The 14,221-nt window shown below is 70.8% G+C and carries 11 protein-coding genes; 6 read left to right on the top strand and 5 right to left on the bottom strand.

Annotated features, from left to right (window positions below):
• Positions 1 to 53: 53 nt before the first annotated feature.
• The 5 genes from ACFWP5_RS02010 (at position 54) to ACFWP5_RS01990 (ending at position 6,187) form a co-directional block, all read left to right on the top strand.
• On the top strand, positions 54 to 758 hold the full coding sequence (locus tag ACFWP5_RS02010) for a TerB family tellurite resistance protein (RefSeq protein WP_384148939.1): 705 nt from the start codon (positions 54 to 56) through the stop codon (positions 756 to 758).
• A gap of 179 nt (positions 759 to 937) precedes the next feature.
• Positions 938 to 3,010, top strand: coding sequence for an MMPL family transporter (locus ACFWP5_RS02005; protein WP_384148937.1), 2,073 nt, complete (start codon positions 938 to 940; stop codon positions 3,008 to 3,010).
• A 70-nt stretch (positions 3,011 to 3,080) separates the two neighbouring features.
• The gene (locus ACFWP5_RS02000; RefSeq protein WP_384149073.1) at positions 3,081 to 4,277 is read left to right on the top strand and encodes a sensor histidine kinase; all 1,197 of its coding nucleotides are present in this window, start codon (positions 3,081 to 3,083) and stop codon (positions 4,275 to 4,277) included.
• Entirely contained in the window at positions 4,274 to 4,939 is a 666-nt protein-coding gene (locus tag ACFWP5_RS01995) for a response regulator (RefSeq protein ID WP_384148935.1), read from the top strand. Before ACFWP5_RS02000 ends, ACFWP5_RS01995 begins: the two co-directional genes overlap by 4 nt.
• 54 nt (positions 4,940 to 4,993) lie before the next feature.
• Entirely contained in the window at positions 4,994 to 6,187 is a 1,194-nt protein-coding gene (locus ACFWP5_RS01990; protein WP_384148933.1) for an exo-alpha-sialidase, read from the top strand.
• A 59-nt stretch (positions 6,188 to 6,246) separates the two neighbouring features.
• Here ACFWP5_RS01990 and ACFWP5_RS01985 read toward each other — a convergent pair whose 3' ends face one another.
• Positions 6,247 to 7,221 (bottom strand): IS630 family transposase, encoded by a 975-nt coding sequence (locus tag ACFWP5_RS01985; protein ID WP_384148931.1) that lies wholly within the window; start codon positions 7,219 to 7,221, stop codon positions 6,247 to 6,249.
• A 111-nt stretch (positions 7,222 to 7,332) separates the two neighbouring features.
• Between ACFWP5_RS01985 and ACFWP5_RS01980 the strand changes: the two genes are divergently transcribed.
• Positions 7,333 to 8,832, top strand: a complete 1,500-nt coding sequence (locus ACFWP5_RS01980; protein WP_384148929.1) for a hypothetical protein — start codon at positions 7,333 to 7,335, stop codon at positions 8,830 to 8,832.
• Between the two features lie 282 nt (positions 8,833 to 9,114).
• On the opposite strand, the gene ACFWP5_RS01975 is transcribed toward ACFWP5_RS01980, so the two are convergent.
• From ACFWP5_RS01975 to ACFWP5_RS01960, 4 genes are all read right to left on the bottom strand, one after another.
• Positions 9,115 to 10,050 (bottom strand): dihydrodipicolinate synthase family protein, encoded by a 936-nt coding sequence (locus ACFWP5_RS01975; RefSeq protein ID WP_384148927.1) that lies wholly within the window; start codon positions 10,048 to 10,050, stop codon positions 9,115 to 9,117.
• A complete protein-coding gene (locus ACFWP5_RS01970) occupies positions 10,047 to 11,105 on the bottom strand; it encodes an oligopeptide/dipeptide ABC transporter ATP-binding protein (protein WP_384148925.1) in 1,059 nt (352 codons plus the stop codon). Before ACFWP5_RS01970 ends, ACFWP5_RS01975 begins: the two co-directional genes overlap by 4 nt.
• Before the next feature lie 151 nt (positions 11,106 to 11,256).
• Entirely contained in the window at positions 11,257 to 13,245 is a 1,989-nt protein-coding gene (locus tag ACFWP5_RS01965; protein WP_384148923.1) for a dipeptide/oligopeptide/nickel ABC transporter permease/ATP-binding protein, read from the bottom strand.
• A complete protein-coding gene (locus tag ACFWP5_RS01960; RefSeq protein WP_384148921.1) occupies positions 13,245 to 14,204 on the bottom strand; it encodes an ABC transporter permease in 960 nt (319 codons plus the stop codon). The genes ACFWP5_RS01965 and ACFWP5_RS01960 overlap by 1 nt, the downstream gene beginning before the upstream one ends.
• Between the last annotated feature and the right edge of the window lie 17 nt (positions 14,205 to 14,221).

The raw sequence follows: 14,221 nt of genomic DNA, 5'->3' as shown, positions 1-14,221 counted from the left end.
GGCTAACATCACGCCAGCGCGGCGATGTTGCCGCGGCGTTACGGAGGTGCGACGTGCTGCCTGAACGGGGACGAGACGGCCGAGTGGTCCATGAGGGCCGCGCGGCGCGCGTACTGGGCATCCGTACCGCGTGGACCAGCGTCGGAGACGGCGAGTTCTTCTGCCCCGGATGCGGGGGCGACCGCAACTACCAACGGCTCACCGGGCGCCGCCGCTTCACCCTGCTCGGCATGCCGGTGCTGCCGCGCGGCGACACCGGTCCGGTCGTCGAGTGCGCCGCCTGCCAGGGCCACTACGGCACCGACGTCCTCGACCACCCCACCACGAGCCGCTTCTCCGCGATGCTCCGCGACGCCGTCCACACGGTCGCCCTCGCGGTCCTCGCCGCGGGCGGCAGCTGCGCCCGTACGTCCCTGGAGGCCGCCGCGGGCACCGTGCGGGCCGCCGGCTTCCAGGACTGCACGGAGGAACAGCTCGGCGCCCTCGTCGAGGCCCTGGCCGCCGACACCGGCCGTATCTACGGCGAACCCAGCGGCGCCGGCCTCGCCATAGAGCTGCACGAGGCCCTCGACCCGCTCGCCGCCCACCTCGCCCCCGCGGGCCGCGAGTCGATCCTGCTCCAGGGCGCCCGCATCGCCCTCGCCGACGGCCCCTACACCCCCGCGGAACGCGACGCCCTCGCGACCGTGGGCGCCGCCCTCACCATCTGCTCGGACGACGTGACCCGGCTGCTGGCGGCGGCCCGCACGCCGTCCTAGACCCGCACACCGTCGTAGCCCTGTCCGCATCCGCCCAGTACTCCCCAGGGAGTACTACGGCCGCACGAACACCCCTGGCAGTAGTCCCGAACTCGCCCTCCCGCGCGACGATTTACCCCACCCCCGCCGGAAGTCTGGAGAGCGCAACCAGACATCTGCGCCGGAGGGGGGCCCGTTCCATGGGGGCCGAACAGAGGAACAGCACACGGCGACGAGCCATCCCCTGGGTGGTGCTCGCGTTCTGGATCGGGGTGCTCGCGCTCGCCTCGCCGTTCGCGTCGAAGCTCGGCGACGTCACCCACGACCGGGTGACCGACTATCTGCCCGCGAGCGCCGACTCCACCCAAGTCGCCAAAATCCAGGAGGAGTTGCCGGGCGGCCAGACCACCGAACTGGTCCTCGTCTACCACCGCGCCAGCGGACTCACGGCAACCGACAAGGCCACGGCGTCCCAACAGCTCGCGAAGATCGGCACGTTGCACCCGCTCGCCGCGACCCCGCGAGGCGTCCCCTCCGCCGACGGCACCACCCTCATGTACCCGGTCACCAGCAACTGGCCCGGCACCGACGAGAAGAAGCGCACCGCCCTCGTCGACGACATCCGCCAAGTCGCCCACGACACGGGCGGGTTGACGGTCGAGGTCGGCGGCCCCGGCGCCCTGGCCACCGACTCCGGCAAGGTCTTCGACTCGCTAGGCGGCCCCCTGCTCTACACGACCGTCGCCGTCGTCGCCGTCCTGCTGATCATCATCTACCGCAGCCCGGTCCTCTGGCTGGTCCCCCTCGCGGTCGCCGGAGTCGGCGACTTCCTCTCCACGGGCGTCTCCTACGGCCTCAACCACGCCTTCGGGACGACCATTTCGGGCCAGAGCACGGGCGTGATGACGATCCTCGTCTTCGGCGCGGGCACCGACTACGCGCTCCTGCTCATCTCCCGCTACCGCGAGGAACTACGCCGTATCGAGCGCCCCTACGACGCGATGCGCGCCGCCCTGCGCGGCTGCGGCCCCGCCGTGCTCGCCTCCTCCGGCACGGTCGCCGCAGGCCTGCTCTGCCTGCTCGCCGCCGACCTCAACTCCAGCCGCGGAATGGGCCCGTTGGGCACGGTCGGGGTCCTGTCCGCGCTCGCCGCGATGCTCACCCTCCTCCCCGCACTCCTCGTCCTCCTCGGCCGCCGCGTGTTCTGGCCGCTCGTCCCGGCCTACGGCTCCACACCCAAGGCCCGCCGGTCCCTGTTCACCGCGATGGGCAGCTCCGCCGGGCGCCGCCCCCTGCTCGTCCTCGTCGGCGGCGCCGCCCTGCTCGGCGCGCTCGCCCTGGGCACCCTGAACCTCCCCGGCTCGCTCAAGCAGGACGACTCCTTCGTCGACCGCCCCGACTCCGTCACCGCGATGCGCACCCTCGCCGCGGCCTACCCCGAACGCTCCGCACAGCCCATCGACGTCATCACCCCGGCCGCCCGCACCGACGCGACCCTCGCCACGATCCGGGCCACGCACGGTGTCGCGGGCGCCCAGCGGGGCCGTAGCGGAAAGGGGTGGACGGAGATCTCCGTCACCGCTGTGGGCGCCCCGCAGTCGGCGGCCGAGACCCGCACCATCGCCGACCTGCGGCACACGCTCAAGGGCTCCTACGTCGGCGGCCCGAGCGCTCAGCAGATAGACCTCCGGGACACCAACGCGCGGGACCGGCTGGTCGTCGTGCCGATCGTGCTCCTCTCCGTGCTGCTGATCCTGATCGTCCTGCTGCGGTCGCTGGTCGCGCCGTTGATGCTGGTGGCCGCCGTGGTCGCGGTGTGGGGCGCGGCGCTCGGCATCGGCGGGCTGGTGTTCGGACCGGTGTTCGGCTTCGCCGGGACCGATCCGGGAACGGGGCTGCTGTCCTTCGTGTTCCTCGTCGCCCTCGGGGTCGACTACGGCATCTTCCTCATGCACCGGATGCGGGAGGAGGCGATCCGGGGCGCCGAACCGGTCGCCGCCGCGCTGACCGCCCTGCGGACCACCGGCGGGGTCATCGCCTCCGCCGGGCTGGTCCTCGCGGCGACCTTCGCGGTGCTGACGAACATGGGGCTCGTGCAACTCGTCGAGCTGGGCTTCGTGATCGCGGTCGGCGTGCTGCTGGACACCTTCCTCGTGCGGACGTACCTGGTGACCAGCGCGAGTGTGCTGCTGCGGCGGAAGGTGTGGTGGCCGGGGCCGCTGTCCCGGGCGCCTGAGGCCGTACGGCCGGAGCGGCAGCCGGAGCCGGTGTGAACCCCGCCCTGCCGGTGGGACACCTGACTGACGGAGGATGAACCCCGTGCGGAACTCCCTGCGGGCAAGCATGACGAGTGTCCGGCGGCAGGACGTGTTCCTCGCCGCCGGGCTCGCCGTGCTCGCGTCCGTCGTCGCCGTCAGCTTCGGGAGCGGACGGCGGCCGGACGCGCTCGGCTGGACGTTGCTGCTCGCGCTGCACGTCCCGCTGGCCTGGCGGCGACGCGCCCCGCTGACGGTGCTGTGCGTGATGATCCCGCTGATCGCGGTCTACCACCAGCAGGAGTACGACCACTCGGCGCCGACCGCCGCCTCCATGGTTCTCCTCTACACGGTGGCCGTCACCGGCAGCATCCGGCGCACGGTGACCATCGGCTGTGCGGTGGTCGGGCTGATGCTGGTGCTGAAGGCGGGCCACGGCATGGCGGGGGTCGCCGAGAGCTTCCAGATCACCGGCTGGATCGTGTCCATGCTCGTCCTCGGCGGCTACCTCCGCGTCCACCGCCAGCTCACCACCACCGCCCTCGAACGCGCCGAGCGCGCCGAACGCACCCGCGAGGAGGAGGCCCGCCGCCGCGTTGCCGAGGAACGCCTGCGCATCGCCCGCGACCTCCACGACCTGCTCGCGCACAGCATCACCCTCATCGGCGTCCAGACGTCGGTGGCCGCGCATGTGCTGGCCGAGGACCCCGGCCGCCTCGACCGGGCCGCCGTCGCCAAGGCCCTCGACGACATCGCCGACACCTGCCGCAGCGCACGCGGCGAACTGCGCACCACGCTGGAGGTGCTCCGCGACCACGGCCCGCTCGACGACGAGCACGAGCACGGTCCACTCGACGAGCGCGGCCCGCTCCCCGGCCTCGACGGACTGCCCGACCTCGCCGCTACGGCCCGTGCCGCGGGGGCGAGCGTCGAACTGTCGGTGGGGACCGCGGTGGGCATCCCGGCCGCCGTGGGCGCCGCCGCCTACCGGATCGTCCAGGAGGCGCTCACCAATGCCGTACGACACGGCGGGCGCGCCGACCTCACGGTCCGGGTCGGTGTGCACGCGCGGGACGGAGCCCTGCGTGTGGACGTCACGGACGACGGCGCGGGCAGCGGTTCCGCTCCGCCCGGCTTCGGGCTGGTCGGCATGCGCGAACGCGTCCGCAGCGTCGGCGGCACGCTGGACGCCGGGCCGCTGGACGCCGGGCCGCTGGACGAGAGAGCGGGCTTCGCGGTGAGCGCCGTACTGCCCCTGCGTGTGCACAGCGAGGGAGCCCGGTGACCGCCATCCGGGTGCTCCTCGCCGACGACCAGACCCTCGTACGGGCCGCGTTCGCCATGCTCGTCGAATCGGCGCGGGACATGGAGGTCGTAGGACAGGCCGCCACCGGCCGCGAGGCCGTCGCGCTGGCCCGCACCGAACGCGCCGACCTCGTCCTCATGGACATCCGCATGCCCGACCTCGACGGCATCGAGGCCACCCGCCTCATCGCCGCCGACGAGGACCTCGCCGGGGTGAAGGTCCTCGTCCTCACGACCTACGACACCGACGAGAACGTCGTCGACGCGCTGCGCGCCGGCGCCTCCGGGTTCCTGGTCAAGGACACCCGTCCGGCCGAACTCCTCGACGCGATCCGCACGGTGGCGGCCGGAGAGGCGCTTCTGTCGCCGGGCCCCACGTCCCGGCTGATCGCCCGTTTCCTGCGCAGCCCCGTCGTGCCCGCCACCGGCGGCCCCGAATGCCTCTCCGAACGGGAACGCGGAGTGCTCGCCCTGGTCGCGCGCGGCCTCAACAACACCGAAGTGGCCGAAGCGTTGGGCCTGAGTCCGCTCACCGCGAAGACGCACGTCAGCCGCATCATGGGCAAGCTGGGGGCGCGGGACCGGGCACAGTTGGTGATCGTGGCGTACGAGTCCGGGATGGTGACACCGGGGAGGCTGTGACGGACAGACAGGTCGGCGTCGTTCCGCGAGGGGCGACCTCCGTGAGGGAGAGCGATGACCATCCTGAGCCGCACGCTTCTCGTAGCAGCAGTGCTGGTTGCTCCGATCACTTTCGCCGGGAACGCCTCCGCCCGCTCCGGGTGCACGTCCTCCGTGCCGTACGTCTCGGGAAGCGGCGGCTACGACACCTACCGCATCCCGGCGACCGTCGTCACCGACCGGGGCACCGTCCTGGCCTTCGCCGAGGGACGCCACAACAGCGCGGGCGACACCGGCAACATCGACGTCGTCCTCAGACGCTCCACCAACGGCGGCTGCACGTGGGGTCCGCTGTCGGTGGTGGCCGCCGGTGACGGGGACACCCGGGGCAACCCGGCCCCCGTCGTCGACCCCCGCACCGGCGCGATCGTGCTGGTCACCTCCTACAACAGCGGGGCCGTGACCGAGGGCCGGATCATGCGGGGCGAGGTCACGCCGGAACAGAGCCGCCGGGTCTTCGTGCAGCGGAGCTGGGACGACGGGGGGAGCTTCACGGCCCCTCGGGACATCACGGGGGAGGTGAAGTTGCCGAGCTGGCGCTGGTACGCGACCGGGCCCGGGCATGCGGTCGCGCTCACGCGGGGCGTGCATGCGGGGCGGTTGGTGATCCCGGCGAACCACTCCGCCGCGCCGGCCGCCGGGTCGAGTGACACCGGGCAGGAGGCGAAGTACTACGGCGGGCACGACCTGTACAGCGACGACGGGGGCGAGACGTGGCGGCTGGGGTTCGTGGACTCGACGTACGACGGGATCAACAACGCGAATGAGTCGACCGCGGCCGAACTCCCCGACGGCAGGCTGTACTTCAGCTCCCGTGATCAGCTGGGTACGAGTGCGGGGAATCGGCTCGACACGTACTCCGGTGACGGGGGTGTGAGTCTCGACCGGCCCTATGCGGTGCAGCACACGCTGGACGACGTGCCGGTGGTGGAGGGGAGCGTGCTTCAACTGCCGGGAGCGGGGGCTCCGTTGCTGTTCTCGGCGCCTTCCGTACCCAACGTCCGTCAGGGGATGGCGGTTTGGCGGAGCGGGGATGGCGGGGGGCGTTTTGTGAAGGCGGTTTCGTTGTCGGGGGAGTGGGCGGGGTACTCGGATCTGGTGGCTGTGGGGCGGGACATGGTGGGGGTGCTTTATGAGACCGGGGCGACGAGTGCGTACGACACGATCGAGTTCCGGCGGGTGGGCGTGGCTGAGCTGAGCGGTGGGTGACCGTCCCTGGGGGCTCCGCCCCCAGACCCCCGACCTGTTGATCCGAAACCCAAAGGGTTCTATTTGAGGGTGTAGCGCACGTGGGGGCCGCCGAAGTAGCCGCAGACGACGTGTGGCTGACGTTGACGCCGATGGAAGAACCTGCGGGTCTCGGCGGCGAGCCAGGCGCGGACCTTGCGGGAGCGGTGCGCGGAAGGGCCGTCCAGGACGAGGTGGACCCTGCGCTCGAAGTGTCCGGCGAGACGGTCCAGGAAGCGGCACATGACGTCGGCGTCGAAGGTCTCGGTGAACACCATGAAGTGCATGCGGCCCTTCGAGCTGATCGCGGACACCGCGTTCACGGAGAACCGGTTGCCGGTACGGCGCACGGTCGGGGTGCGCCCCTTCGCGTCCCAGGTGCGGCCGGTGACCCGGTCGGAGCGGATGCCGACCTGGTCGGCGAAGAGCACCTCGCTCCCCTCTGCCCTGGCCTTGGCGCGGATGGCCGGCCAGGTCTCCTGGTGCCGGACGCGGACGGCTTCCGCGTTCTGCCCGACGGCCCGCTTGCCCGGGCGCCGGAACGTCAGGCCCCATCGGCGCAGGTACGTGCCCACGCCCTGCTCGGTCAGCCGTACCCGGTACAGCTTCGCGATCAGATTCCCGACGCCGGCCCGAGTCCACAGCCGGCCTGCAAGACCCACATCACACGGCCGGTGACCCAAGACGGCCTGCCGGACGGCTTGTTGCTCCACCTCGCTCAACAAGCCTGTTGCTCCACCTCGCTCAACAACTGGTGCTCGCCGACCCGGCACCCGCGGGGCTGCGGGGCTGCGGGGCTGCGCCATCAGGGCCCCACGTCCACCCGCGAGCCACTTCGCCCACCACTTGTCCGCTGCCTTCAGCGACACCTGGAACACCGCGGCAACGTCCTCGCGATCCTGCCCCGCCACCAGCGCGGCCACCGCCCGCATGCGAAGCGCCTCCTGCGCCGACGGCGACAACTGCCGCGCATCCCCCACCAGTTCACTCACGCAAGGACCAACGACCCAGAACATCTACCGTCTCGGATCAATAAGTCCGGCCGGTGCCGGCTGCCGTGCGGCGACAGCGGCCGCGCAGCAGGGGCCGGGGGGATGGCCGTCGATGCCCGATGGCATAGTGCCCGCATGCTTCGACGGGTACTGATCACCAGGCGTCTCTCCGTCCTGACGGCCTGCCTCGTTGCCGTTCTCGCCTCGGTGGCGGCGCCCGCGATCCCCGCGGCGGCTGACGACTCCGGCCGGGTCTCCCTGCGAGTCGCGGTCCCAGCGGTCTTCCGGATGTACGACGCCGACGAGGGCGCCAAGGCCGCGAACAGCGACTTCGGCGTCCCTGTCGACGTGGAACGCAGTGACGCGGGCCCGGCCCGCAACGTCAGGGTCACCGTGGACACCTCGGGGTTGGACGGCGTCGCCCGGGCGGGCAAGGGCGGCGCCGGGAACTGCACCCAGGACGGCCCGGTGTTCACCTGCGTCTACGGCAACGTGCAAAACGGCGACGGCGAGTCCAACAACCCCTTCACCCTCAACGGCGTGGACGGCGTCGAGCCGGGAGACAGCGGGACGCTGACGTACACCGTCGTCGCGGACAACGCGGCACCGGTGACCGGGACCACCCGGATGACCGTGGGCGGACCTTCGCTCCACACCCCGGCGGACGACGAGTCGGTGAAGGCGGTGGCGCCGGGCACGTCCCGGAAAACGACGCCCCGGTTCGCGAACCACAGCCGTTTCACGGCGCAACAGGGTGTCGCGCTCCGTATCTCCGCGGACGACGGGCTGCTGCTGACCTCGCGCCCCGACAACTGCTACTTCGACACCTCCTCCACCTCGGCGTGGTGTGAGTTCCCCACCAAGGCCGCACCTCACACGGCCTACCGCACCAGTGCCCCAATCCGCTACACGGCCGTCGCCGGAAAGCTGCTGGGCACCCTCTCCTACACCTGGTCGTCCGAACCCGAGCGCCCCGCCGAACTCACGGTGCGCGGCACCGAACCCCCGCTGACCCTGACCAGGACGGCGGACCGCGGCCTCACCGACGACACCGGGTACGTCAAGGCCACCACCACCGTGCAGGTCGACTACCAGCCGGTGACCTCGACCGTCCGGGGCCGGGTCGGCGACACGGTGACGGTCCGGCTGGGGGTGCGCGACAACGGACCCGGCCGGCCTTTGAGCTCGGAGACACTGGGCCGCTTCGAGGTGGTGCCGCCGGAAGGCACCACGGTGACCTCCATCCCGTACACCTTCGAGGACGGTGGCGGCGACTGGGCGTGCACACAGCCGAAGAAGCAAGGCGGGGCGTTCGTCTGCGAGATCGGCTACGACGAGTTCTATGAGGTACGGCACGAAGGAGGGACGACCGTCATCGGGTTCAAGATCCGCATCGACCGCCAGGTCCCCGGCGCGAAGGGCACGATACGCACGTCCAACCCGTTCGACCGGACCCCCCGGAACGACGAGGCGGTCATCCCGCTGGCCGCGTCCCCCGCGCTGCTGCCCCAGCTGGCCCACGACAGCACGGCGATCTGGACCGCCGTGTCCGCCGCGGGGATCGCCGTGATCGTCACCCTGGCGATCGTCCTCCGGCGCCGCCGCGACAGCGCCGCCGCCGGCGCGAACTCCTGATAGCGCCACGCACCGTCCGCGCCGACCTGCGCCGTACGAATCCGCTGCTTGTCCTTGCTCCCGGGCAGCCGGATCTCCGGCGCCAGAACCCACTACGACCGCAGACGTGCCCGTGGCGACCGACACATTTCCGCACTGCGCGATCTCTTCAACCGCATGATCTGATCAGACGGGTGGGTGGGAAACGTAGTTACAGCAACTCCGTTCACGCCAAAAACTCCCCGGCGTTTTTGAGGTCCACCCTTCAACGCACAGCAAACGGCGGGTGGGTGGGGAAACCCGTTACAGCAACCCCGCCCCCGCCAAAAACTTCCCCACCCGCTCCACCTCATCCGCCGACAACGACACCTGAGGCTCCGCGGTCGCCGCACACTCAATAACCCCCCGCAAATACAGCGCAGCCTTGAACGCCCCCAGCGCCGACGAACTACCACCCATCCGCGCCGGGTCCCCCACACCGACCAACCCGAACAACGCACACAACCGCTCCTGTTCGGCCCGAGCCCGATCCCAGTCCCCACCCCGACACAGCGCGTCCAGCCGGACATACCCGTGAGGATCGACGTTGGCGAGCCCAGGCACCGCCCCATCCGCCCCGAGCGCCATCGCAGAGTCAACGAACAGCTCGGACCCGGTCAGCACGCTGAACCCGGTGATGTCCGGATGAACACGCGCGCCGGTGACGACCGTACGAAAGCCGCCAAGGTCACCGCTGGAGTCCTTGAGCCCGGCCAGAACACCCTCGGCGGCGAGTTCGAGGACGAGGTCGGACGGCAACTTCGTGTGGACGGAGGCGGGAAGGTCGTAGGCCACCACGGGAACCGACGACGCGGCGGCGACCAGGCGATAGTGGCGCGCGATCTCGGCGGGATGGGTGCGCGTGTAGAAGGGCGCAGTCACTACGACCGCATCCGCACCCGCATCGGTCACCGCAGCCACATGGTCCAGAACCCGGGGTGTGGTCATGTCGATCGCCCCTGCCAGCACCGGCAGTTGACCCCCCACATGAGCCACCACCGCTTCAACCACATACCTCCGCTGCCGATCCGTCAGATACGCCGCTTCAGAGGTCGAGCCGAGCAGGAACAGCCCGTGCACCCCCGCCCCGACCAGATGATCGACGAGCCTGAGGAGGGAACGGACGTCCACCTCGCGATCCGGTGTCATGGGCGTGCAGACGGGCGGTACGACACCGGTCAGCGGGGCGGGGAAGGTCATGAAGGCTCCATGGGGCGGCTTTGGCGAACGAGGTCGCGGGTGGACAGGTCCTCCTCTACAGGATGGTGGCAACGGTAGAAATGCCCCGGTGTCGACGCGGCCGAGAAGTCCGGCATGACGGAAGCGCACACGTCGTCCGCCTTCCAGCACCGCGTACGGAACGGACACCCGCTCGGCGGACGCGTCGCCGACGGCACCGGTCCGATCAGCGGGATCGGGTCGATGGGGTGGAGCAGACCGGGGGTCGCCGAGAACAGCGCCCGGGTGTACGGGTGCCGGGCCCGGTCGGTGACCTGGTCGGCCGGGGTCTCCTCGACGATCCGGCCCAGGTACATGGTGATCACGCGGTCGCTCATCCGTCGTACCGTCTGGATGTCGTGGGACACGAACACCAGCGCCAGGCCCAGCCGTTCCTTCAGGTCCAACAACAGATTGAGGATCTGAGCCCGGACCGACACGTCCAGCGCGCTGGTCGGTTCGTCGGCCACCACCAGGTCGGGGTCGAGCGCCAACGCCCGTGCGATGGCGACTCGTTGGCGTTGCCCGCCGGAGAGTTGACCTGGTAGACCGTCGGCCAACGCGCGGGGAAGACCGACCAGCGACATCAACTCCCGTACCCGATCCTCCCGTTCCGGCCGCGAACCGCGACCGTGCACGTCCAGCGGATCCCGCAGTATCTGCCGGATCGTCAGACGCCGGTTCAGCGCGGTCGACGGGTCCTGGAAGATCATGCCGATGCCGGTGCCCACCGCGGCCCGGCGTTCGCCGTCCGGCATCGACCACAGGTCGCGGCCCCGGAAGGACACCGTGCCGGACGTCGGCCGCTGTACGCCCACCAACACCTTCGCCAGCGTCGACTTGCCGCAGCCGGACTCGCCGACCACGCCGACCGTCTCGCCGGGCGCGATGGTGAGGTCGGCGCCGGTCAGGGCGTAGACCCGGTCGCGGGTGAACAGGCCGCCGCTGCGCGCCTTGTGGACGACATGGGCATCGGCCAACTCGACCAGTGCGCGGCCCACTTGACCGCCCTCCGGCTCAATACCCGCACCTTTCATACCGCCCACCCCAACCTCCCAAGGGGCGCGGGGAACTGCGCGACCAGCCCCCACCCACCCGCACCCCGCACACAACCCAAACCACCTACCCCCAACCCGCCCCACACCCCACCCGCACCGCTCACTCGGCCCCCCTCAACCGCCGCCCCGCTCACGTGACCGCCCCGCTCTCCGTCGTCACCAGATCGATCGCCGGGTGGTGGCACGCCGCCGTGTGCGTACGCGGGCCGACCAGATCCGGCGCCGTCGTACGGCAGATGTCGCTCGCCAGCGGGCAGCGGTCCGCGAAGCGGCAGCCCGCCGGGAAGTCGGCGGGGGAGGGGACGACCCCCTTGATCTGGGTCATCCGCTCGGCCGCCGACTCCAGGGACAGCACGCTGCCGAGCAGGCCGCGCGTGTAGTGGTGGGCCGGCGACTCCACCAGGTCGGCGGTCACGCCCGTCTCCACGATCTGTCCGCCGTACATCACCACCACCCGGTCGGTGACGTCGGCGATCAGCGCGAGGTCGTGCGAGACGAGGATCAGCGCGAAACCCAACTCCTCGCGCAGGCGCAGCAGTAGCTCTATGACCTGCGCCTGCACGGTGACGTCGAGGGCGGTGGTCGGTTCGTCGGCGACGATCAGCTTGGGGTCACGGGACAACGCCATGGCGATCAGCACGCGTTGGCGCTGGCCGCCGGAGAGTTCGTGCGGGTAGCTGCGCAGGGTGCGGTCCGGGTCGAGGCCGACCATCGTCAGCAACTCGCCGGCGCCACGGCGCCCTCCGCGCCGTATGACCTGTTTGAGCTGTGCGCGGATCGTCATCGCCGGGTTCAGGGACGACAGGGCGTCCTGGTAGATCATCGCCATCTCGTGGCCCAGCAGTTTGCGGCGGACGCGCATCGGCTCGCCGACCAACTGCCGCTGGTTGAAACGGACATGGCCGCGCACCCTCGCACCCTTCGGCTCCAGGCCCATCACCGCGAGCGCCGTCAGCGACTTCCCGCAGCCCGACTCGCCGACCAGGCCCAGGACTTCACCCGGCCGCACCTCGAAACTGATGCCGTCGACGATGTCCACACCGTGGTGTCGGCCCTCGAAGCCGATGGCCAGGTTCTCCACCGCGAGCACCGGTTGGCCGTCGGGGTCGGGCAACGGCCGTGCGCGGGACCGCAGTCGTAGCGCCGCCTCCGTCAGGCCGGGGAGCTGGAGCACCTCCCCGCTGCCCGGTTGCGGGGCGTCGAGCGGGTCCTCGTCGTGCCGTACGTCCACCTCGCGCGGGGCCGGGGCCGCCCACGCGTCGGAGACGCCCTCGGACAGTATGTTCAGCGAGAGGACCGTGATCAGCATCAGCAGGCCGGGGAAGACCGTCGCCCACCAACCCCCGGTCAGCACCATGTTCTTGCCGTCCGCGATGACGCTGCCCCAGGAAGGGTCCGGGGGGCGTACGCCCGCGCCGATGAAGGACAGCGACGCCTCGAAGACGATCGCCTCGGCGACCTGCACGGTGCAGAACACCAGGATCGGAGCAGCGCAGTTGACGGCCACGTGCCGGATGACGATGTGTGGAGTGCGGGCGCCGATCACGCGCTCTGCGGTGACGTAGTCCTCGCCGTACTGGTCAAGTACGTTGGCCCGTACGACCCTTGCCACCGGCGGGGTGAACAGGAACGCGATCGCGCAGATCAGCACGGTGATCCCGCCGCCGAACACCGCGACGAGTACGGCCGCGAGCGCGATGCCGGGGAACGCCATCACCACGTCCAGGCAGCGCATCAGCGTCTCGTCGACGCCCTTGCGGGAGGTCGCGGCGATGGCCCCGAGCAGGGCGCCGACCACGAGCGCCAGCGCGGTCGCCCCGAGGCCGATCGCCAAGGACCAACGGGCGCCGTACATCAGCCTGCTGAGGATGTCCCGGCCCAGGCTGTCCTGGCCCATCCAGTGGCCGGCGGAGGGGTGTCCGGTGCCGTCGACGGGGAGCTGCTGGTCGAGCGGGTCGTCGGGCGCGAGGAGCGGGGCGAACAGCGCGACGAGGACGACGACCGCCAGGAAGCACACCGCGACCTTCGACAGCAGCGGCAGCCGGCGTCGGCCGCGCAGCCGGATACCGGGCCGGGACAGGGTCTCGGCGAGGCTCTTGCGGGTGAACTGAGTGAACATCAGGAAGCATCCCTCAGGCGGGGGTTGACCAGCAGATAGAGGATGTCGATGACGAGGTTCACGACGACGAACCCGGTCGCCGTCGTGAGCACCACGCCCTGGACGACGGCCGGGTCGCCGTTCTGCACGGCGTCGATCATCAACTTGCCCATCCCGGGGAGGGAGAAGATGGTCTCGATGACGACCGCACCGCCGAGCAGGTATCCAACGCGCAGGCCCAGCACGGTGAGTGGGTTGATCAGCGCGTTGCGCAGCACGTTCCGGCCGACCACGACCCGCGGTGGCAGGCCGCTGCCGATCGCCGTCCGGACGTAGTCCTTGTCCAGCTCCTCGACGACGGATGTCCTGACGATGCGCGTGAGTTGGGCCGCCACCGGGAGGGAGAGGGCGAGGGCCGGGAGGGCCATCGTCTTGAGCCAGCCTGTGAGGGAGTCCGCTGGGTTGATGTAGCCGCCGGTCGGGAACCAGCCCTGGTCCACGGCCAGGTACTGGATCATCAGCAGCGCCAGCCAGAAGCCGGGCGCCGCGACCCCGGTCAGCGACACGACCCGGATGATCTGGTCGGGCAGCCGGTCACGGTAGATCGCCGCCGTCACCCCGCCGAGCAGCGACAGCACCACCGCGATCCCCAGCCCCAGGAAGGTGAGTTGGAGGGTGAGCGGCAGTGCTGTGGTGACCTGCTCGACGACCGGTGCCCGGGTCAGCGCGCTGGTGCCCATGTCACCGTGGAGGAGTGCGCCCACGAAATGGACGTAGCGCAGGGGCAGTGGGTCGAGCAGGCCGTTCCGCTCGCGGAAGTCGTGTAGTTGCCGCGGGGTCGGGTTGGCGCCCTGGAAGAACGCGGACGCAGGGTCGACGTCCGAGAAGCGCATCACCAGGAACACGAACAGCACGATGCCGAGCATCAGCGGCACGAGCAGGACGATGCGGCGGGCCAGAATCCGGAGGACGGTGACCATGGTCCAACTCCCGTGCT

The organism is Streptomyces sp. NPDC058469 (genome assembly GCF_042721125.1).
Lineage (GTDB): Bacteria > Actinomycetota > Actinomycetes > Streptomycetales > Streptomycetaceae > Streptomyces.
The sequence above is the reverse complement of the archived record's forward strand: the minus strand, read 5'-3'. Positions and strand labels throughout refer to the sequence as shown.